This is a genomic window from Rhodococcus sp. AB351, assembly GCF_049538275.1.
In the GTDB taxonomy this organism is placed as follows: domain Bacteria; phylum Actinomycetota; class Actinomycetes; order Mycobacteriales; family Mycobacteriaceae; genus Rhodococcus.
Genome location: NZ_JBMVFW010000005.1, coordinates 19,634 through 41,281 on the forward strand (window position 1 = coordinate 19,634; position 21,648 = coordinate 41,281).

Here is a 21,648-nt window from a genome sequence, read left to right on the forward strand (position 1 = left end):
GGATGCCGCGACGAACCGCGGGCGCATACCGACTAGCTGATGGTTAGGCTAACCATACTAGGTGCCCGAGGGGGTGCTGAAACCTGCTCCCACCGGCGCGTTCATCGCCGTCGTCCAGGCCTCGGACAGCGCTCGGATCTCCTCGGAGGGAATTCGTCCGTCCGACCGCATCGTCGCCACGAATATGCGACCGTCCGCCTCGTCCTCGATCCGCACCGACAACTCGAGGGCGTGACCGGACGGGGTCCGCCGTTCCGTCGGCACCGTCTCGATCCGGACGAGGACGTCGGGTCGGGCCAGCGCCATGAAGGCCGGCGCGGCCTGGGCGTTGAGGTGTCGCAGCAGCGCGTAGCCGGAACCGTCCCCGGGCACGGCGTCCACGGCGGCGGTCACACCGGCCGACACGGCGTCCGGATCGTCGGCGACGGGAACCCGTACGGGCACACCGACGGCGAACGGCCCGACGGTCCGGATGCAGTCCGGCTCGCCGTCGGAGACCCGGCGCGGGTCGCGTTCGATCTCGACGAGCAGCTGTGCCGGCGCGGCCTCGCGGACGCGTGCGACAGCGACGGCCAGCGCGGTCACCGCTGCGGCAGCGGGGTCCAGCTCATCGGCCGGACCGGCGGGGATCTCGACGGGGGCGACCTCGACAGGTTCGACCGGATCGCCGACGGGGAGCACAGCCGTGCTCAGCGCGGCCCCCGGTGCGAGGACCTGCGCCCAGTGCGCCAGTTCCCCGAGCAGCGCCGGATCCTGCGCGCGCTCGTTGATGCGGGTCGCGAGTCCCCGCGCGGTGGCTGCGGGAACGGCGACCGGTCTCCCGGTCACCGCCGCAGCGAGGTCGGCGGCGAGCACGCCGACGGAGACACCGTCGGCGACGATCGGGTGGACCGCCACCACGAGGCGACCCGCCTGTCCGGTGGTCAGCAGGACGGCCGAGAGCACCGGCCCGGATTCGGGGTCGAGCGTCGTGGCGGCCTCGATGCGGGCCCGCTGCTCGGCGGCTGCGAGATCGGTGGTCTCGACGACCCGGACCGGCACCTCGTCGGCGGGGTGGGTGTCGAGCGACCACAGCACCGACGCCACGCGGGTCAGCCGCATGCGCAACGCATCGTGCGCGGCGACCACCGTGCGCGCAGCCTCGGCGACCTGCTCCTCGTCCGCCGGGGTGTCGACGGCGAACACGATCGCCGCACCGGCCGGCTCGATGCCGGTCTCGCGCAGCGCGTGCACGGCCGGCGGTACGGGCACCGGGCCCGGCTCCCGATCGTCCACGGGACCGGCCGGCCGTTCGGCCGTCTCGGCGAACTGCGCGACGGCGGCGAGACCGGCCGGGGTGCGCCACCGGAAGATCTCGCGCGGACCGAATTCGATGCCCTTGCGACGCGCGGCCGTGACGACCTGCATCGAGACGATGCTGTCGCCACCGAGCGCGAAGAAGTCGTCGTCCGGTCCGACGACGTCGAGACGCAGTGCCTCCGCGAACAATTCGCACAGTGCGGCCTCGGCGGGGGTCTCCGGGTCGCGGCGCGCCGTCACGGTCGGCTGGGGGTCCGGGAGTGCCCTGCGGTCGAGTTTGCCGTTCGGTCCGAGCGGCAGTGCATCGAGCACGGTCACGGTGACCGGGACCATGTGATCGGGCAGGGAGGTCGCGGCGTGCACGAGCAGGTCCGCAGGTTCGACGGTGTGCCCGGACAGGGGCACCACGTAGCCGGTGAGCATGCCGTCGCGCACGACGACGGCGCTCTGCGCGACGTTCGGATGCGCGACCAGCGTCGCCTCGATCTCCCCGAGTTCGATGCGCAGGCCGCGGAGCTTGACCTGGCCGTCGGCGCGACCGATGTAGTCGAGTTCGAGGCCCGCGCCCCGGTCGCGCCATCGCACGAGGTCGCCGGTGCGGTAGAGCCGCTCCCCCACGTCACCGAAGGGGTCGGCGACGAACCGGCCCGCCGTCAGGCTCGCCCGCCGGTGGTAGCCGCGGGCGAGCTGGACACCGCCGAGATACAACTCGCCGACGACGCCCGGCGCCACCGGCCGGAGCCGTTCGTCGAGGACGAGGGTGCGGGTGTTGTCGATCGGTCGCCCGATCGGGACCCACGGGATGTCCTGCGCCGGAATCGGTGCCGCGGTGACGTCGACGGCCGCCTCGGTCGGGCCGTAGAGATTGTGCAGTTCGGCGTCGACGAGGGTGTGGAAGCGGTCACGGTGATCGGCGGTCAGCGCCTCACCACTGCAGATCACCCGGGACAGGCGCAGCGGCCCGTCCTGCTCGGCGAGCACGTCGAGCAGCGCCGCGAGCATCGACGGCACGAAGTGCGCCGTGGTGATCGACTGCCGGGCGATCACGTCGCGCAGATAGTGCGGGTCGCGGTGACCGTCGGCGGTCGCGACGACGAGCGTGGCGCCGGTGATCAGCGGCCAGAAGAACTCCCACACCGACACGTCGAATCCGGACGGGGTCTTCTGCAGCACCCGATCCTCGGCGGTGAGACCGTATTCGTCCTGCATCCACCGCAGCCGGTTCGCGACGGCGCGATGGCCGACGACGACGCCCTTCGGGGTTCCGGTGGATCCGGAGGTGTAGAGCACGTACGCCGCGCGGTCGAGAGGCATCGCGGCCGGTGCGGTGACCGTCTCTACGGGATCGGTACCGACGGAACCGGATTCGTCGGCCTCGAGCACCGGCACACCGGAGTCGAAGGTCATCGCCACGTCGGTTGCCACCACCGCCGCGACGGGCTGCGCATCGGAGAGCATGTACGCGAGTCGGTCGGCGGGATAGTTCTCGTCGAGCGGCAGATACGCCGCGCCGACGCGGTGGATCGCGAGCAGGGCGACCACGAGCGCGGTGCTGCGCGGAATCGCCACGGCCACGACGGCATCCGTTCCTACTCCGGGCACGGAACGCAGGTGTCCGGCCAGGGCGGCGACGGCACGGTCGAGTTCGGCGTAGCTCCACCGCCGTCCGGTGGCGTCGTCGACGAGTGCGAGGGCATTCGGTGTCGCAGCGACCTGCTGTGAGAACAGTTCGGGGATCGTGCGATCGGGACCGTTGTCGCGGACCGTGCCGATCTCCGCTGCCGCCAACACCTTCCGGTCGCCGGCGGTGAGCACGCTCAGCTCCGACAGCGAGGCGTCCGGATTCGCCGCGATCTCCGCCAGCAGGGCCGTGAGCCGCTGCGCGAATCCGTCGACGGTGTCGCGGTCGAACAGATCGGTCGCGTACTCGATGCGACCGCGGATCCCACCGTCGTCGGTCTCGGCGAGGTCGAAGGTCAGGTCGAACTTCGACGTGCCGGTCTCGACGAAGACCGGTTCGGCGTCGAGACCGGGCATGCGGATCTCGTCGAGCCGGTCGCGGTACTGCACCATGATCTGGAACAGCGGCTGGCGCGCGAGCGACCGGGCCGGGGCGAGTCGTTCGACGAGCACCTCGAACGGCAGGTCCTGGTGCGCGTAGGCGTCGAGATCGACTTCCCGGACCCGCGCGAGCAGGTCGCGGACCGTGGGATCGCCGGACAGATCGGTGCGCAGCACGAGCGTGTTGACGAAGAAGCCGACGATCCGATCGAGGGCGGCGTCGGGGCGCCCCGCGACGGGAGTGCCGACGACGATGTCGTCCCCGGCGCCGTGCGCGCGCAGCAGTGCCGCGACGACGGCGTGGGTGAGCATGAACATCGTCGCGCCGGATTCGGCGGCGACATCGGCGAGTGCCGAGCGGGTCTGCGGGTCGACGGTGAACGGGACCGCGCCGCCGCGGTAGCTGCTGACGGCACCGCGCGGCCGGTCGTGCGGCACGGCGAGTTCTTCGGGTGCGCCGTCGAGGACGCGTGCCCAGTACTCGGTCTGGACCTCACGCAGAGACTCTTCCCCGGTACCGAGACGTTCGTCCTGCCAGAGAGTGAAATCCCGGTACTGCACCGGCAGCGACGCAGGTGCGGGCGCCCCGGTGGTCAGGTGCGCGTACCAGGCCGACAGGTCGGCGACCAGCGGCGTGGCGGACCACTCGTCGGCGGCGATGTGGTGCACGAGCACCATCAGGTGCGCGTCGTCGGGAGCGGTGCGCACGAGCGTCGCGCGGATCGGCAGGTCGTGGGCGAGATCGAACGGGCGGCCCGCCTCCTCGGCGAGCAGCGCGTCGAGATCCGCCGGGGCGGTGTCGACGATCCGCAGGTCGACGGTGCAGTCCTCGACGGGCAGCACCCGCTGGTAGCCGATCTGCTCGACGTCATCCTCGTCCGGTTCGGTGAACACCGTGCGCAGCGTGTCGTGCCCGGCGATCAGGTGCTGCAGGGCGCCGCGCAGGGCGTCGATGTCGAGTGTGCCGCGCAACCGCATCGTGTACGGGATGTTGTAGGTCGCCGACGCGCCCTCGAGGCGGAAGAGGAACCACAGCCGGCGCTGCGCCGCCGACATCGGGACGAGATCGGCGTGGTCGCGGCGCACGAGTTCGGGTCCGGCGGCGGTGGCCGGGACCGTCGCCGCGAGTCGCGCGGGGGTGCGCAGATCGAAGATGTCGCGGATCGACGGGTTCCGGCCGGTGCGCACGCGCAGCACAGCGGACAGACGTGTCGCGAGGAGCGAATTGCCTCCGAGGGCGAAGAAGTCGTCGTCGGGGCCCACCTGGGGGACACCGAGGAGTTCGGCGAGCACCTCGCACACGGCGCGTTCGTCGTCGGTGGCCTCGCGCGTGCTGTGGCTCTGCGCGGGATCGGGCAGAGCCGCGCGGTCGACCTTGCCGTTGGGCAGGGTCGGCATGGCGTCGAGGACGGCGAAGACGGCGGGAATCATGTAGTCCGGCACCACCGTCCGCAGGTGGTCCTGCAGGTCGGTGACCGTCGGGCGCGGTGCGGCCGGATCGGCGACGACGTAGCCGACGAGCAGATCGGTTCCGGACGCCGACGGGCGCACGGTGACGAGGGCCGCGGTCACCGCCGGGTGGCGCCGCAATGCGACCTCGACCTCGCCGGGTTCGATGCGGAAGCCGCGCAGGCTCAGCTGGTGGTCGGCGCGCGAAACGAAGTCGAGTTCTCCGGAGGAACTGCGCCGCACCAGGTCTCCGGTACGGAACAGCCGAGCGCCGCTCCCGGTGGGGTCGGCGACGAACCGCGCCGCGGTCAGGTCCGGGCGGCCGAGATAGCCGCGGGCGGACTGCACTCCCCCGACGTAGAGTTCGCCGGTCACCCCGTCCGGGACGGGACGCAGGTGCCGGTCGAGGATGCGTGCGGTCACGCCGTCGACGGGGGCACCGATGCGGACGCGGTCGACGTCGGAGCCCGGCGCCGTCCAGGTCGTGACGTCGCCGGCGACCTCCGACGAACCGTACGAGTTGATCACCCGTGCGCCCGGCAGTGCCGCGATCACGCTCGCGCCGAGGGGTTCTCCGCTGAGGAACCACGTGTCGACGAGTTCCGCGGCCTCGGGGCGCAGGGCGGCGAGGGTCTCGGCGAGGCTGGGCACCGCGGTGAGCATCCGGACGCGGTGCCGGGCGACGAGATCGGCGAGGGTCTCGGCGTCACGGGAGGCCGCGTCGTCGGCGAGGACCATCGTCGCACCGGAGAGCAGACCGGCGAACAGTTCGGTGGAACCGTCGATGAAGCTCAGCGAGCTCTTGGCCAGGCGCACGTCGTCGCCGGCCGGGCGGACGCGTGCCGCCTGCCACGCCAGCCGGTTCGCCAGCGCCGCAGCGGTTCCGACGACCCCCTTGGGCACACCCGTCGAACCGGAGGTGTAGACGACGTACGATCCGTCCTCCGGATGCAGCGGCCGGGTGCGGTCGAGGTCGGTCACCGGCGCGTCGGGGTGGCCCTGTGCCGCCTCTGCCAGTGCGGCGAGGGTCAGCTCCGGTGCCCCTCCGGGCACGGCGCCGTCCGTATCGACGAGCACGAGATCGGGTGCGGCGTCGGTGAGCATGAACTCGATGCGTGCCGGCGGGTACGACAGGTCGACGGGCAGGTAGGCGGCACCGGCGACGACGACGGCGGCCAGGGCCACCACGGCGGCGTCGGAGCGTGCCGCCGCGACCGCGACGACACTGCCGGGTCCGATGCCCCGCTCGGCGAGCGCACGAGCCGAACGATGCACGCGCGCCCCGAATTCCCGACTGCTCAGGGTCTCGGTGCCGAACACGAGCGCCGGGCGGTCCGGGTGGGTGGCGAAGGCCGCCGCGAGCAGATCCGGCAGCAGCTGCGTGGTGGCGGGCACCGCCTCGGCGGTGCCGGCGGCGCGCTCCTCGTCGGTGCGCACGTCGATCGTCGAGAGGTGCCGCGGTTCGGGTTCGGCGAAGGCCGCGAGCACCGACAGCAGACGCTGCCCCAGGGTCCGTACGCTCGTACGGTCGTAGAGGTCCTCGGCGTACTCGAAGCGGATCGACAAACCGTCGGTGGCGTCGACGAAGTCGACGGTGAGATCGAACTTCGACGCGCCGGTGGACAGATACGACACGGTCGCGACGGTGTCGCCGATCTGCGGGACGACCGGTTCGGTGCGGTACTGCACCATCGTCTGGAAGAGCGGGTGCCGCGCGAGCGACGGGGTGACACCGACGGCGTCGACCACCTCGTCGAACGGCACCTCCTGGTGGGCGAGCGCGGCGAGGTCGGCGCGCCGTACGCGTGTCAGGATCTCGGCGGTGTCGGGATCGCCGGACAGATCGGTGCGCAGGGCGACGGTGTCGACGAAGAAGCCGACGATGTCCTCGAGCCCACTGTCGGCGCGACCCGCGACGGGCGCGCCGAGCACGATGTCGTCGCCCGCACCGAGCGCGGAGAACAGGGCGGCCACCGCGGCGTGGGTGAGCATGAACATGCTCGTCCCGGAACGGGCACACGTATCCCGAAGGGCCGCAGACAGTTCCGAACCCACCTGCACGTGCACCTCGCCACCGCGGTGACTCGGCACCGCGGGTCGCGGACGGTCGTGCGGCAGGGCGAGTTCCTCGGGTGCCCCGGCGAGGGTGGAACGCCAGAACGCGAGATCGCGGTTGCGGAGCGCGGCCGCGGCGGGGTCGTCGGCGAGACCGCGCTGCCACACCGCGAAGTCCGCGTACTGGGGACGCGGCGCGTCGTCGGGCACACGACCCGCCGAGAGATCCGCGTAGGCGGCGGCGAGGTCGGCGAAGACCGTCTCGGCCGACCACTCGTCGCCGGCGATGTGGTGCACGACGAGCAGCAGCACCGCGTCATCCGGTGCGCGTCGCACGAGATGCGCACGGAACGGACGGTCCTGTCCGAGGTCGAAGGATGCCCGCGCAGCCGCGTCGAGAAGTGCCGCGGCATTCCCGTCGCGCGCCTCCGCGACCTGCAGGATCGTCGACGGCGTGTCGGTGACGACCTGCACGGGCTCACCGTCGACGACGCCGACGACGGTGAGCAGCACCTCGTGCCGGGCAACGACGTGCACCAGCGCACGGTCGAGCAGGTCGGCGTCGAGCCGGCCGTGCAGTTCGAGGGCGAACGGGATGTTGTAGGTCGGCGACGGTCCCTGGGCGCGGTCGAGGAACCACAGGCGTTGCTGGGCCGACGACAACGGGATCCGTTCCGGTCGCGGCCCTGCGACGAAGCGGGGCCGTGCCGGGCTCGCACCGTCGACCACCACGGCCAATTCGGCCACGGTGGGAGCGTTGAAGACGTCGCGCAGCGACACCTCGACGTCCAGCGCCGAACGGATCCGCGCGACGAGTCGGGTGGCGGACAGCGACGTTCCGCCGAGGGTGAAGAAGTCGGCGTCGACACCGACGGCCGGGAGCCCGAGCAGGTCGGCGAAGACATCCGCGAGGGTGTGTTCGGTGGCGGTCTCGGGATCGCGTCCGGTGTCGGGGGCGCCGATCTCCGGGGTGGGCAGGGCCTTGCGGTCGACCTTGAGGTTCGCGGTGAGCGGGAACTCGTCGAGCACGACCGTCACCGACGGCACCATGTACTCGGGCAGACGCGTGCGGAGGAAGTCGTGCAGCGCTGCGGTGTCGACGTCGGTGCCGGTCACGTAGCCCACGAGGCGGGCCGCTCCGGTGGCGTCGGGCCGGGCGACCACGACGGCCTGCGTCACGCCGGGGAAGTGCGCTGCTGCGGTTTCGATCTCGCCGAGTTCGATGCGGTGGCCGCGAACCTTGACCTGGTCGTCACCGCGTCCGAGATACTGCAGGGTGCCGTCGGCGGTCCAGCGCACGAGATCGCCCGTGCGGTACATCCGGCCGTCGCCGAAGGGGTCGGCGACGAAGCGGGTCGCGGTGAGGCCAGGGCGGCCGCCGTAACCGCGTGCGAGCTGCTGCCCCACGACGTACAGCTCACCGGCCGCGCCGACCGGCACGGGCTGCAACTGACGGTCGAGCACGCGCACACCGGTTCCCGGATAGGGGCGGCCCACCGACCCGGTCCACGGCAGGTCCGGCGCGACCGGAGCGGAGGTGCACCACACCGTCGCCTCGGTGGGACCGTACATGTTGACAACCGAACGCGCTCGCGCGGCGAGGGTTCCGGCCAGGACGGCGGGTAGGGCCTCGCCGCCCACGAGCACGTCCGCACCGGCGAGATCCAGACCGTCGTGCTCGACGATCGCGCCCCACAGCGACGGGGTGGCCTGGATGCAGTTCACCGACTCGGTGGCGGCGAGCGTGGCGAGGGCCGCCGGATCGCGCGCCTCGTCGTCGCCCGCGAGCACGACGGCCCCGCCGCGGCACAGCGGCACGATCAGTTCGAGCACCGAGATGTCGAACGACAGGGTGGTCAGGGCGAGAAGCCGGGTGTGCGTGCCGATTCCGGTGAGATCGGTCGCGGCGTCGACGAAGCGGGCGAGTGCGCCGCGCGAGAGCACGACACCCTTCGGCCGGCCGGTCGACCCCGAGGTGTAGATGACATATGCCGACTGGTCGGGCACGACTCGCCCGGAAGGCGTGGTGCCGGCGGGGACGTCGCCGCGCCAGTGCAGGACGCCGTCACGGAAGACCGCCGTGGCGTCCGGGATCGATGCGCCGAGACGGTCGGCGAAGTCGTCGGTGGTGAGCAGGATCGCCGGTCGCGCGTCGTCGAGCATGTACTCGAGTCGCTCGGCGGGAAAGGCGGGGTCGAGCGGCAGGTACGCCGCGCCCGTCCGCAGCACGGCGAGGAGCGCGACCACCATGTCGGCGGTGCGCGGCAGCGCGAGCGCGACCGTCACCTCGCGTCCCGCGCCGGCCCGTGCGAGTTCGTCTGCGACGGCATCGATGCGCGCGTCGAGTTCGGCGTAGGTGAGACGGTCGGCGCCGGCGACGAGCGCGGGCGCGGCACCGGTGGCGGCCACCTGCGCGTCGAACAGATCCATCGCGTCGGGCGCGACGGATTCGGCGACGGTTCCGTGCCAACGGGATTCGAGGCCGGCACGGAAATCCGGGTCCAGCAGGTCCGCGTGAGCGAGGGGACGCTCGTCAGCGTCCTCCCGGGCGGCGAAGGCGAGCAGTCGCGCGAGGGCCGCGGCGTGACCGGCGACTTCCTCGACGGTGTACCGGTCGGCGTCGGCGTCGAGGGTCAGTTCGAGTGCGCGGGTGCTGTCGACGCGACGGGCGACCACCGCGAGGTCGTGGACGGGACCGCGCGCGAGCGAGTGCACGGTGGCGGTCGCGTCGCCGAATCGCACGGTGTCGCCGAACGGCTTGATGTTGACGGTGGGGCCCACCGGACCGGGGCTGGTCGCGGGCAGACGCAGGTCGCGGTGGATGTCCTCGCCCCGGTAGCGGGTGTGGCGTCCCTGTGCGGCGACGGTGGCACGCACATCGGCGGCGAGCGCCGCGAGACTCGCCTCCGGGGCGACCTCGATGCGGAGGGGCACGACGTTGACGGCGGTGGTGAGCACCTTCGCGGCGACGCTGCCCATCCGGTTCATGGCCGGGAAGCCGAGCACCACGTCGCGGACCCCGGTGACCCGGCCGAGATAGGCGGCGGTCGCGGCGGTGACGAGGTCGGGCCAGCCCACCCCGGCGCGGCGTGCTGCTGCGTCGAGTGCCTCGGCGACGTCCCCGGGGACCTGCACCGATTCGGTGACCACCGCGCGGGCGAGCGACGATGCGGCCGGCACCGCGGTCTCTGCGAGGCCGAGTGCGTCGGGCGCACCGCGCAGCGTCCCGGTCCAGAAGTCGCGGTCGGCGACGATGCGCTCGCTGCTGCGGTACTCCTCGTCCTCGGCGACGATCTGCTCGACGGAAGCGAAGGTCGCGGGCGGGACGTCCTCGCCGCGCACGAGTGCGGTGTACACGGCGACGATGCGGCGTTCGATCAGGCTGTAGCCGTAGACGTCGAGCAACGCGTGGTGGGCGCGCAGGAACAGCAGGACGCGGTCCGGTCCGAGGACGAACACCCGGGCGCCGATGCCGGCTTCGGCCGTCGGATCCATCGGCACGCGCAGGATCGCGCACATCGTGTCGACGGCCGTCCGCCGCGGGTCGGCGTCGGCGGTGAGGTCGGTGACCTCGATCTCCGGCGCCGGATGGGCACCGGGGAACTGGACGGGCACCTCGTCGACGACGGCGATCCGGGCGCGTAGTCCGGCGGACTCGGCGAAGACCGTGTGGACGGCGCTGGCGAGGACGGCCGGATCGATGGCGCCGTCGATCTCGAGGAAGTGCCCGGTGACGAGTGTCGGGTTCGACGGGTCGATCGTCTGCGCGAACCACATTCCCGCCTGGGCAGCGGTCAACGGCAGAGGCACGATCGATTCCACGGGTACTCCTCGACATTCCTGGACCCGCCCCCTCGGATCCGCCCCTCCGTCCGGATATAGTTAGGGCCGCCTAACCATACCAGCAGCGACGCGCCCGCCCGAATTGTCCGGCCGGTCCCGTCCGGAAGGAGCTCACCATGCCGGTGACGACGCCCCCGACCCGCGTCTCCCTGCCCATCGTCCTGCGGCGCCTGACCGTGCTCCGCGCGGTGGACGTGACACCGCGGATGCGTCGGATCACCCTGGGCGGCGAGCAGCTCGGTGCCTTCCGCAGCGGCGACTACGACGCCCCGGCGTTCACCACCGAGGGTGCCGACGACTACGTCAAGATCTTCCTGCCCGAACCCGGCAGCGACACCCCTGCCCTGCCCGAGCAGCACGACGGGCACCTGCACTGGCCCCGCAAGCCCGCACCCGTGGCCCGCGCCTACACCGTGCGGCGGTTCGATCCCGTGGCCGGGGAGCTCGATCTGGATTTCGTCCTGCACGGCCACGGCCCCGCCGGTAACTGGGCCCGCACCGCCGAACCCGGCAGCGTGCTCCATCTCGCGGGACCCAAGGTCGCGATCATCCCGCCGCAGGGCGCCGACTGGTGGCTGCTCGCCGGCGACGAGACCGCACTGCCCGCGCTGGGGCGCTTCGTCGAGACCTTCGGCGGCACGGTGCCGATGCACGTCTTCGCGCTGGTCGACGGTTCGCAGGAGGAACAGTCCGATCTCGCGGGCGTGACGTGGGTGCACCGCCGTCCCGGCGTCTCCGACGCCACCGTGCTCGCCGAGGCCGTCGAGTCGGGTGCGCCGCGCGGCGGCGAGGGCTGGATGTGGATCGCCGGCGAGGCGTCGATCGTGAAGGAACTGCGCGCCGTGTCGAAGCGGCTCGGCATCGCCAAGCCGATGCTCGACGCGTCGGGTTACTGGCGCAGCCCCGAGTCCGATCGCCCACTGGCCCGCCTGCGGCTGCTGCGCGAGCAGGCCGTCGAGACCCTCGAGGCGCGCCGTCGCGGCACCACCTAGACGATTCCTGTGTGCTCTGTTTCGGTGTTCTCGACAGCGCCTGGCGAGGTCGAGAACACCGAAATCGTTTCCCGGGTCAGCGCGGTGAGAGTTGGCCGGTCGCGCCGGGGACGGGTCGTGCCGGATCGGCGCCGAGTTCGACGATCGTGTTCACCCCGTCGACGTGCACGATGCGCGGCCGGAAGTCGCGGGCCTGCTCGTCGTCGACGTGACGGTAGGACAGGATGATCACGAGGTCGCCGGGCGAAACGAGCCGTGCCGCAGCACCGTTGATGCCGATGACACCCGACCCGCGTTCCCCCTCGATCGCATAGGTCTCGAGCCGTGCCCCGTTGTCGATGTCGACGATGTGCACGAGTTCGCCCTCGCGGATGTCGGCGGCGTCGAGGAGATCGCGGTCGATCGTCACCGATCCGACGTAGTGCAGATCGGCGTGGGTGACGGTCGCGCGATGGATCTTGCCGGACAGAAGAATTCGCTGCATGTGCTGACGTTCCTGCTTTCTCGGACCGTGTCGGTCAGCGCAGCGACGCGGTGAGTTCTTCGGTCTCGCGATCGCGGCGACGCGCCGACGCGGTGATCGACTCGATCAGCGCATCCGTGGTCTCGACCCGGCCGACCCGCTTGGCGACGTACTGCAGCGCCATGAGGTGCTCGTCGCGGGAGAAATCGGCGGTGGCGTCGAGGGCCATGAACGGCGCGACGTCGCTCATGAAGGCGTCGGCGGCGCTGAGCATGCAGCCCATGTGCGCGTAGACGCCGGTGACGATGAGCTGGTCGCGGCCGTTGTGCGCGAGCAGCTGACGGAAGTCGGTGCGCTGGAACGCCGAGTAGCGCCACTTGGTGACCTGGATGTCGTCCGGGCCGGGGGTGAGTTCGTCGATGACCTCGGTGTCGCGGCCCGTGCTCAGCCCCACGCCCCAGAAGTCGGCGAGGATGCCGCGACGCGACGGATGCTGGTCGCCGGGCTGCATCGTGTAGACGACGGGGATACCGGCGGCCAGGCACGCCTCGCGGAGGCGGACGATGTTGGGCACCACGGTCGCGAGCGGTTCGGCGTCGCGCTGGTAGGCGTCGATGAAGTACCTCTGCATGTCGTGGATCAGCAGGGCGCAGCGGGACGCGTCGAGCGTCCAGTCCACCCGAGCATCGGGAATCTCGTCGCCGGTGGGCAACTCGTACGGATCGATGCTCGGGATGGCCATGCGACTTCCTTCTGCTGTTCGGGGGTACGCGTGCGGGCACCGAAAGTGTCGGCATGCGTAGGCTACCCTAACCAACCCTGCGGTGGGATGTCTCGTCCCCCGGATACGCGACCGGCCCGCACCGGAGTTCGGTGCGGGCCGGTCGGCGACAGTGGAAGCCGTCAGTGGAAAACCGTCAGATCAGACGCCAGTCCTCGAGGCCCTCGTACAGCGGCACGGACTGCGCCAGGGCGCTCACGCGGGTGCGCAGCGACTCGGCGTCGGCGCCACCGACGAGCGTCTGCGCGATGATCTCGGCGACCTCGGCGAACTGCTCGTCGCCGAAACCGCGGGTCGCGAGCGCCGGGGTGCCGATGCGCAGGCCCGAGGTGACCATCGGGGGACGCGGGTCGAACGGCACGGCGTTGCGGTTGACGGTGATGCCGACCTCGTGGAGGGCGTCCTCACCCTGCTGGCCGTCGAGCTGCGAGTTGCGCAGGTCGACCAGGACCAGGTGCACGTCGGTGCCGCCGGTGAGCACCGAGATGCCCTTGTCGGCGACGTCGGACTGCGACAGGCGATCGGCGATGATCCGGGCACCGGAGAGGGTGCGCTGCTGACGGTCCTTGAACTCGTCGCTCGCGGCGATCTTCAGTGCAACGGCCTTTGCGGCGATCGCGTGCATGAGCGGGCCGCCCTGCTGACCGGGGAAGACGGCCGAGTTGATCTTCTTCGCCCATTCCTGCTTGGCGAGGATCAGGCCGGAACGCGGGCCACCGAGCGTCTTGTGCACGGTGGTGGAGACGACGTCGGCGTAGGGCACCGGCGACGGGTGCAGACCCGCGGCGACCAGACCGGCGAAGTGCGCCATGTCGACCCACAGGTAGGCACCGACCTCGTCGGCGATGGAGCGGAAGGCGGCGAAGTCCTCGTGACGCGGGTAGGCGGACCAGCCGGCGACGATGACCTTCGGCTTCTCGCGCAGGGCGATGTCGCGGACCTCGTCCATGTCGATGCGGTGGTCGTCCTTGCTGACCCCGTAGGACGCGACGTCGTACAGCTTGCCGGAGAAGTTGAGCTTCATGCCGTGCGTGAGGTGGCCGCCGTGCGCGAGGTCGAGACCGAGCAGCTTCTCGCCGGGCGTCATCAGCGCCATGAGCACCGCCGCGTTCGCCTGCGCACCCGAGTGCGGCTGGACGTTCGCGAAATCGGCGCCGAAGAGCTCCTTGGCGCGGTTACGGGCGAGGTCCTCGACGACGTCGACGTTCTCGCAGCCGCCGTAGTAGCGACGGCCGGGGTAACCCTCGGCGTACTTGTTGGTCAGGACGCTGCCCTGGGCCTGGAGGACGGCGCGCGGCACGAAGTTCTCCGACGCGATCATCTCGAGCGTGTCGCGCTGACGCGACAGCTCGCCGGCCATGGCCTCGGCGACCTCGGGATCGAGGTCGTTCAGTGCGGCAGTGTTCACGTCGGCGCCGGGCGCAGCGGTCATCGAGGTTTCTCCAAGCAGAGGGCGTCAGGGATACGAGCTCCAGTCTACGAAGGCCGTCCACCGCTGCGGAAGCCGGTCCCCGAGCAACCTGCGGTTCACCGCAGGCTGCTGGGCACCAGGGGTTCGTCGAGCAGGCGCCGGAAACGGTCGGCGCGCTCGGCTCCGGCCGGAACCTGCTCGAGCCAGCCGCCGAGGAGCCGGTAGCCCTCGACGTAGGTGCTGATGTAGGCACGCCACAACGGCGACGACAGAAAGCGCAGCGACTGCCGGGCACGTTCGGGGCTCGACAGCGACCAGCGCTGCAGGAATTCGACGACCTCGTCGTGGCTGCGCCCGCGGTCGTGGAGCAGCAGCGCGGCGTCCTGCCGCACCGACAGCAACTGCTCGGACGCCTCGGACAGTTGTTCGGCGAGTTCGCCGTCGAACCGGAGCCCGAGATCGGCGTAGATCTCCTGCGCCCACGTCCCCCAGCCCGGGCCGACGATCGCGTCGAGTGCGAGATCGGCGAGCCCTTCGGCCATGAGGCACTGCGGGGTGTTGACGAGGAACAGCGTCTGCTCGGCCTGACCGCCGGCGACGAGACCGGCCTCCTTGCGGCAGTGCTCGGTGTGGTGACCGGGATACGCCTCGTGCGCGATCAGCCGGGGCAGGTGCGCCATCGTCTGTTCGAGATCGGAGTTGATCGCGACCCGCGACCGGTAGTCGCCGAGGTAGTAGTTGAAGCCCGACCACGGCTTGTCGCCGACGACCTCGTACTCGACACGCTCGGTGTCGGGCAGCGGGTGGACCGCCCGCACCTTCTCCCGCAGAGCGCTCGAGAACGCCTCGACGCATTCGGCGAGACGATCGGCGGGGATCACCTCGGACTTGCGGTGGGCCTGCATCCGTTCGGTGAGCGATCCGGTGCCGGGCAGCAAAGCGTCGAGGCGACGGTGCGCGTCGCGGTAGGCGTCCTCGTCGCCGGGCTCGATGCGGACGTCGAAGTACGCCTCGACCTCGTCGACGAAACCGATCTCCTCCCCCGCGAACTTGCGGGCCGAGCAGTCGAGGGCGCGCAGATGCACGTCGAGGAAACGGGTGCGCTCGTCGGACAGTCCCGCACCGGGCAGTTCGTCCCGCAGCCGTCGCGCGGTGTGTGATAGATCACGGGGATCGGGAGTCGGGGCGTTCTCGACCTTCCGCCGCAGCGCGGGATCGCCCGTGTAGGCGTCGACGAACCCTTCCTCGAGCCGGTCGAAAGCCAGGCCCAGCAGCAGATATTCGTTCACGAAGTCGTCGGCTCCCATACCGGCCGAGCCTAGTCGCTCGTCGGCGAGCCGACACAGGAGAACCCGCCGGAGTGGGGACCCCGGGGAGGCATCCGCCTGTGTCAGCGAGCACAATCCGTTACATGGACATGCAACGCCGCATCCGCCGCGCCACCGGGAAGCCGTGCCGATGGCTCGTCTGAACGAACCGAGCCCGTATGTCGAGTTCGACCGCAAGCAGTGGCGGACGCTGCGGAAGTCGACTCCCCTCGTCCTCACCGAGGACGAACTCATCGGGCTTCGGGGCCTGGGCGAGCAGATCGACCTCGCGGAGGTCGCGGAGGTGTACCTCCCCCTCGCCCGGTTGATCCACCTGCAGGTCGCAGCGAAGCAGCGGTTGTTCGCCGCGACCGCGACCTTCCTCGGGGAGAAGCATCCCGACCAGCAGGTGCCGTTCGTGATCGGTGTGGCCGGTTCGGTGGCGGTCGGCAAGTCCACCACGGCACGTGTGCTGCAGGCGTTGCTGGCACGCTGGGATCACCACCCGCGGGTGGATCTCGTGACCACCGACGGGTTCCTCTACTCCACCAAGGAACTGGTGCGGCGCAACATCATGCACCGCAAGGGTTTTCCCGAGAGCTACGATCGACGCAAGCTGCTGCGGTTCGTCACCGAGGTCAAGTCGGGAGCGAAAGAGGTTGCGGCGCCGATCTACTCCCACATCTCGTACGACATCATCCCGGGCCAGTACCACATCGTGCGGCAGCCGGACATCCTCATCATCGAGGGCCTGAACGTGCTGCAGACCGGTCCGCGACTGATGGTCTCCGACCTGTTCGACTTCTCGATCTACGTCGACGCGCGCATCGAGGACATCGAGAAGTGGTACGTGGAGCGCTTTCTCGCGCTGCGCAAGACCTCCTTCGCCGATCCCGAGGCGCACTTCCACCACTACGCGAACCTGTCGGACCGGGACGCGATGAGTGCCGCGAAGGAGATCTGGCACTCGATCAACCTGCCGAACCTGGTGGAGAACATCCTGCCCACGCGACCGCGCGCGACCCTGGTCCTGCGCAAGGACTCGGATCACGCCATCAACCGGCTCCGGTTGCGCAAGCTCTGACGCGGCCTGCCGCTCGGCCCTGCCTCAGGCGCCGAACCGGCGGTGCTGTCAGGCGCCGAAGCGGCGGTGCCGTGCGGCGTAGTCGCGCAGCGCGCGCAGGAAGTCGACCCGGCGGAACTCGGGCCAGTATGCCTCGGTGAACCAGATCTCCGAGTAGGCGGACTGCCAGAGCAGGAATCCGGACAGTCGCTGCTCGCCGGACGTACGGATCACGAGATCCGGATCGGGCTGGCCGGACGTGTAGAGGTGACTGTCGACGCCGTCGACGGTCACGGACTCGACGAGTTCCTCGCCGCGCAGCCCCTGCGCGTAGCGCACCCGCAGGAGCGACTGCACCGCATCGACGATCTCCTGGCGACCGCCGTACCCGACGGCGACGTTGACGTGCGTGCCCGTCCGGCCCGCGGTGCCGGCCGCGGCCTCGTGCAGTCGCTTGGCGTGGTCGGCCGGGAGGAGGTCGGTGGTGCCGACGATCTTCACGCTCCAGTTCTGGCCGGGCGCGGAGATCTCCTCCACCACGTCGGAGATGATCTCGAGCAGAGCATCGAGCTCCTCCGGGTCGCGCCGGAGGTTCTCGGTGGACAGCAGGTAGATCGTCGCCGTCTCGATGCCGGCCGCGTCGCACCAGCCCAGCAGTTCGGCGATCTTCTTGGCGCCCTCGCGGTGACCGTGACTGACGTCGGTGAAGCCGTTCTCGCGCGCCCAGCGCCGATTGCCGTCGCACATCACCGCGACGTGTCGCGGATTCCGTGCTCCTTCGAGTTCCTTCAGCAGCCGGCGTTCGTAGAGCCGGTACAGCAATCCGCGGACGCTCACCCCGTCATCACCACGCGAGTCACATTACGCCCAGGCACAGGGAGGGTCGCGTCGGTGGTCACAGAGTCTCCCGGAGCGCGGTTCCACGCTGTAACGTGGCGACGGAACAAACCTACGGGTGCGTAGGTTACTGTCCGGTACCGGAAGGAGCGCACGCATGACGGCCTTCGGCCTCGAGGAACTGCCCGTCAAGCCGCGGATGCGCGGATGGATCCACGCCTGGGCGTTCGGCGTGGCCGTCGTCGCCGGTGCCGCACTCGTCGCGGCAGCGGCCTTCCTCGCCGACCGTCCGGACGCCGTACTCCCGGCGACGGTCTACAGCCTCACCGTGTGCGGAGTGTTCGGAGTCAGCGCCCTCTACCACCGCCTGAACTGGGGTCCCCGGGCCCGCGTGTGGATGAAGCGCGCCGACCACTCGATGATCTTCGTGTTCATCGCCGGCAGCTACACCCCGTTCGCGACGCTCGCCCTGCCCCCGGAGTCCGGGCGGCCGCTGCTGATCGTCGTGTGGGCGGGCGCACTGGCGGGCGTGGCTCTGAAGATGCTGTGGCCGACCGCGCCGCGCTGGGTCGGTGTGCCGCTGTATCTGTTGCTCGGATGGGCGATCGTGCCCGTCGCCGGACAGCTGGTCGCCGAGGTCGGTCTCGCCCCCATGCTGCTCCTGTTGGTCGGAGGGCTCTTCTACAGCGGAGGTGCGATCCTCTACGCCACCCGCTGGCCCGATCCGTGGCCCGCGACCTTCGGGCACCACGAGTTCTTCCACGCCGCGACGGTGATCGCGGCCCTGTGTCACGCGGTAGCGGTGTGGCTGGTGATTCTCGGTTGAAACCTCATGGGCCGCTTCGTGCAACTTCTCACACCACCTGAAGCAACCGGCACCCGTTTGTAGACTCGCGAGGGATGTCTATTCCGTTGCTCGCCTTCGAACTGACCGAGACCAACCGGGACTGGCTGATCCACCGGCCGCTGGCGATCGTGAGTTACATCGTCGTCGCGATCGCGCTCCGCTTCGTCCTCCACCGGCTGATCGACCGCATGACGAAGCCGCGCGAGAGATCCGGCAAGCCCCGCCGATCGTTCCTCGCGCCGCTGCAGGAACGCGCCGAACGCGCCATCGGTGATCCCTACGCGCGCGAACGCCGGATCCAGCGTGCCCAGACGATCGGCTCGGTGTTCAAGTCCGGTGTGTCGGTCGTCGTGCTCGTCTGGGTGGTGCTGCAGACGCTCGACACCCTCGGCTTCAACGTCGCGCCGTTCATCGCCTCGGCCGGTATCGCCGGTGTCGCGCTCGGTTTCGGTGCGCAGAACCTCGTCCGGGACTTCATCTCGGGCATGTTCATGCTGCTCGAAGACCAGTACGGCGTGGGCGACGTGGTGGACCTCGGCGACGCGGTGGGCACCGTCGAGTCGGTCGGCCTGCGCGTGACGACCGTCCGCGACATCGACGGCACCCTGTGGTTCTGCCGCAACGGCGAGATCCTGCGCGTCGGCAACATGAGCCAGGGCCACGCCGTCTCCGTGATCGACGTGCCGATCGCGCCGACCTCCAACGTCGACCGCGCCTGCCAGATCGCCCTGCGGGCCGTGCTCGACGGCGTCGAACGCGAGGACATCGCACCCGACGTCCTGGAGAAGCCCGAACTGCTCGGGGTCAACTCCGTGACGGCGGGTGCGGTGACGCTGCGGCTGACCGTGCGCGTGCGCGCCGGCAAGCAGTGGGCGATCCGCCGCAGCCTCACCCGCTCGGTGCTCGAGGCATTCGATCAGAACGGCATCGAGTCGCCGAACCTCGCGGTCGCAGCTCCCGTGAGCAGCTAGACCCTCTCCGGCGAGCGCTCCACCACCGGATCCGCCTCGGTCCGCCGACCGGCGCGGATCCGGTCGAAGGCGATCACGAAGAGCAACGAGACAGCGCCCCAGATCGCGAACGTGACCAGGTGCGGACCGACGGTGTCGCCCCCGAAGTAGAGGATCGAGCGCACCGATTCCACGGCCGCCGGCATCGGCAGCACACCGTGCAGGAACCGGAAGGCCTCCGGCGTCATGTACATCGACATCGCCCCGTTCGAGGCGGGCACACCGAGGAACATCAGGATGCCGACGGCGGGGATGACGGCGAGCAGCCCGAACAGACGGTGCAGCGCCAGCGTGAACATCGAGGTCGTGAACGTCGCCACGATCCCCACGCCCCACAGGGGCAGGAAGTGCCCGTCGACGGCTCCGGTGATCGGGTCGGCGATCACCCACAGGACGGCCGGCATGAACAGCGCCCACCCCGCGGAGATCGGCAGGAAGCGGCGCAGGACCATCGCGGCGGGCTGCGCGCCGCCGGCCACGACGACCACCATGAAGCCGGACATGATCCAGCCCATCGCGACGTAGAGCGTCACCGTGCCCATCGTGTCGGAGCCCGGCAGCGGCGTCATGTTCTCGACGGTGAGCGGCAGCTGCATGCCGCCCGCGACCTGCTCGAAGACCCGCTGCACGACCTGCTGCTGGCTCATGCCCGCAGCCTCGTTGGTGATGAGGGTCGCGGTCGGGGACGCCGCAGACGGCAGGACGAACGCCGCGACGATCTCGCGATCCCGGACGTCGGCGCGCGCTGCCTCGATCGAATCCGAGGTCCGCAGGTCGAACAGACCGGACATGTTCTGCTCGAGCCCGGCGACCGTCTGTTCGGTCTGTTCGGTGCTCGCGGCGACGACGGTGACGGGCATGTCGCGCGGCGTCGGCTGGTACATCGCGCCGAGCATGATCGACAGCATCAGCACGACCATCGCGAACGGGAAGAACGCGAGGGTCAGGTACCGGACGCGGTTGCTCTCCGGACGCGGTCCGGGCGTGAGCGACGGCATCGTGATCTCGGGATCACCGGCGTCGGGGTTGCGGCGACGCTTCAGGGCATCGACCCCGAGGGTCGCGGCGAGCGCAAGCACCGCACCGATCACCAGCACCAGGAGGTGCCCGCCGACCCCGTCGCCGCCGAAGTAGACGACCGACCGCAGCGACTCACCGGCGGCCGCGGTGGGCAGGAAGCCGTGCAACCACGGGTAGATCGACGGCAGTGCGTACACCGACATACCCAGATTCGACGCGGGGACGCCGAGGACCATCACGAAGAGCATGCCCACCAGGACCGCCATCGGTCCGAGGATCCGGGTGAGGAACAACTGCACCGAGCCCACGGCGAAGATGGACAGCCAACTGATTCCCAGCAGCGTCGCGGTGGGGCCCTCGACCGCGCCGAGGATCGGTCCGGCGACGAGCCACACGAGCGTGCCGATCAGCACCGACCAGCCTGCGAGCAGGGGCACGATGCGACGGAAGCGCAGCAGCTCGGGCGAGTTGGACAGCATGATGCTCAGCGGCATGTAGCCCGCGAGCATCAATGCCTGCGCCATGAACATCACGCCCAGACCGGCCATGTCGTGGTCCGGTAGCGGAGCCAGGTCCTCGGCCGTGAGGTCGAGACCCGATCCGATGATCGGCGGGGCCACCAGACCGGTGACCATGTTCGACTGCGAGGCCCCGGCGGCGCCGGCGGTGTACACGGTGGCGGTGCCCGCGTCGGACAGCGAGACGGCGCCCGCGACCTCCCGGGAGAGCACGAGGTCGCGTGCCCGGTCGTCGGTCCCGACGACGCGGACGTCGACCGCCTCCGGATCGGCGCCCTCGAGTGCGCGGGCGAAGTCGTAGGCCTGCTGCTGCGACGATCCGGCGACGGCGATCGGCATGTCGTGCGGGGCCGGTGCGTGCATCGCGTACAGATAGCCGGTGATCATCATGCCGACCATCAACAGCGGCATCACGAAGATCGCGACGTAACGCCCGATCTGTTCCTTGCGGGCGCGGGCGAGCTCGGCCTCGGTCGGGCCGTCACCTCCCGGTGGATCGTTCTTCTCGGTCGTAGCGGTGTCGGTCACTGACGAACTCCTCGATATCCGGTCATGGACTGAACGCTTCCCGGCCGGTACCGGCAACTCGGAAATACGCTGACTGACTTAAAAAGCTACGCCGCGTGTCTTAAAGTGGACAACCTGAGACACTGGTGACGTTCGTCCCACCCACCGATGAGCCGTACGGCAGA

The 21,648-nt window shown here is 70.3% G+C and carries 11 protein-coding genes; 4 read left to right on the forward strand and 7 right to left on the reverse strand.

The window, feature by feature from the left end; all coding sequences use genetic code 11:
• Window positions 1-57: 57 nt before the first annotated feature.
• A complete protein-coding gene (locus ACPCXD_RS12480) occupies window positions 58-10,686 on the reverse strand; it encodes a non-ribosomal peptide synthetase (protein WP_423659793.1) in 10,629 nt (3,542 codons plus the stop codon).
• A 137-nt stretch (window positions 10,687-10,823) separates the two neighbouring features.
• Here ACPCXD_RS12480 and ACPCXD_RS12485 point away from each other — a divergent pair, with 137 nt between their 5' ends.
• Complete coding sequence (locus ACPCXD_RS12485) at window positions 10,824-11,699, forward strand: siderophore-interacting protein (RefSeq protein ID WP_160877115.1); 876 nt, start codon at window positions 10,824-10,826, stop codon at window positions 11,697-11,699.
• 76 nt (window positions 11,700-11,775) lie between these two features.
• Here the strand turns inward: ACPCXD_RS12485 and panD are convergent, their stop codons facing one another.
• The 4 genes from panD to ACPCXD_RS12505 form a co-directional block, all read right to left on the reverse strand.
• Window positions 11,776-12,183 (reverse strand): aspartate 1-decarboxylase, encoded by a 408-nt coding sequence (panD, locus tag ACPCXD_RS12490; RefSeq protein WP_160877113.1) that lies wholly within the window; start codon window positions 12,181-12,183, stop codon window positions 11,776-11,778.
• 34 nt (window positions 12,184-12,217) lie between these two features.
• Window positions 12,218-12,904, reverse strand: a complete 687-nt coding sequence (locus ACPCXD_RS12495) for an isochorismatase family protein (RefSeq protein WP_160877111.1) — start codon at window positions 12,902-12,904, stop codon at window positions 12,218-12,220.
• A 175-nt stretch (window positions 12,905-13,079) separates the two neighbouring features.
• Window positions 13,080-14,375, reverse strand: a complete 1,296-nt coding sequence (gene glyA / locus ACPCXD_RS12500) for a serine hydroxymethyltransferase (protein WP_160877109.1) — start codon at window positions 14,373-14,375, stop codon at window positions 13,080-13,082.
• Between the two features lie 95 nt (window positions 14,376-14,470).
• The gene (locus tag ACPCXD_RS12505) at window positions 14,471-15,661 is read right to left on the reverse strand and encodes a hypothetical protein (RefSeq protein WP_016691281.1); all 1,191 of its coding nucleotides are present in this window, start codon (window positions 15,659-15,661) and stop codon (window positions 14,471-14,473) included.
• Between the two features lie 151 nt (window positions 15,662-15,812).
• On the opposite strand from ACPCXD_RS12505, the gene coaA reads away from it, so the two are divergent.
• Window positions 15,813-16,745 (forward strand): type I pantothenate kinase, encoded by a 933-nt coding sequence (gene coaA / locus ACPCXD_RS12510; protein WP_016691280.1) that lies wholly within the window; start codon window positions 15,813-15,815, stop codon window positions 16,743-16,745.
• Between the two features lie 48 nt (window positions 16,746-16,793).
• On the opposite strand, the gene ACPCXD_RS12515 is transcribed toward coaA, so the two are convergent.
• Window positions 16,794-17,561 carry an isoprenyl transferase gene (locus ACPCXD_RS12515; protein WP_145692749.1) on the reverse strand — a complete coding sequence of 256 codons (768 nt, stop codon included), beginning with the start codon at window positions 17,559-17,561 and terminating at the stop codon, window positions 16,794-16,796.
• A 157-nt stretch (window positions 17,562-17,718) separates the two neighbouring features.
• Between ACPCXD_RS12515 and trhA the strand changes: the two genes are divergently transcribed.
• Both trhA and ACPCXD_RS12525 read left to right on the forward strand, forming a co-directional pair.
• Window positions 17,719-18,387 (forward strand): PAQR family membrane homeostasis protein TrhA, encoded by a 669-nt coding sequence (gene trhA / locus ACPCXD_RS12520; RefSeq protein WP_016691278.1) that lies wholly within the window; start codon window positions 17,719-17,721, stop codon window positions 18,385-18,387.
• Between the two features lie 74 nt (window positions 18,388-18,461).
• Window positions 18,462-19,379 (forward strand): mechanosensitive ion channel family protein, encoded by a 918-nt coding sequence (locus tag ACPCXD_RS12525; RefSeq protein WP_026060961.1) that lies wholly within the window; start codon window positions 18,462-18,464, stop codon window positions 19,377-19,379.
• On the opposite strand, the gene ACPCXD_RS12530 is transcribed toward ACPCXD_RS12525, so the two are convergent.
• Window positions 19,376-21,484 carry an ABC transporter permease gene (locus ACPCXD_RS12530; protein WP_423659798.1) on the reverse strand — a complete coding sequence of 703 codons (2,109 nt, stop codon included), beginning with the start codon at window positions 21,482-21,484 and terminating at the stop codon, window positions 19,376-19,378. The genes ACPCXD_RS12525 and ACPCXD_RS12530 overlap by 4 nt on opposite strands.
• Window positions 21,485-21,648 lie beyond the last annotated feature (164 nt).

Excerpts from the sequence above, each read along its gene's own strand:
- ACPCXD_RS12495 (WP_160877111.1), bottom strand. The coding sequence starts at position 12,904 with ATGGCCATCCCGAGCATCGATCCGTACGAGTTGCCCACCGGCGACGAG.
- ACPCXD_RS12505 (WP_016691281.1), bottom strand. The coding sequence starts at position 15,661 with ATGGGAGCCGACGACTTCGTGAACGAATATCTGCTGCTGGGCCTGGCT.
- ACPCXD_RS12485 (WP_160877115.1), top strand. The coding sequence starts at position 10,824 with ATGCCGGTGACGACGCCCCCGACCCGCGTCTCCCTGCCCATCGTCCTG.
- coaA (WP_016691280.1), top strand. The coding sequence starts at position 15,813 with ATGGCTCGTCTGAACGAACCGAGCCCGTATGTCGAGTTCGACCGCAAG.
- ACPCXD_RS12525 (WP_026060961.1), top strand. The coding sequence starts at position 18,462 with ATGTCTATTCCGTTGCTCGCCTTCGAACTGACCGAGACCAACCGGGAC.
- panD (WP_160877113.1), bottom strand. The coding sequence starts at position 12,183 with ATGCAGCGAATTCTTCTGTCCGGCAAGATCCATCGCGCGACCGTCACC.
- trhA (WP_016691278.1), top strand. The coding sequence starts at position 17,719 with ATGACGGCCTTCGGCCTCGAGGAACTGCCCGTCAAGCCGCGGATGCGC.
- glyA (WP_160877109.1), bottom strand. The coding sequence starts at position 14,375 with ATGACCGCTGCGCCCGGCGCCGACGTGAACACTGCCGCACTGAACGAC.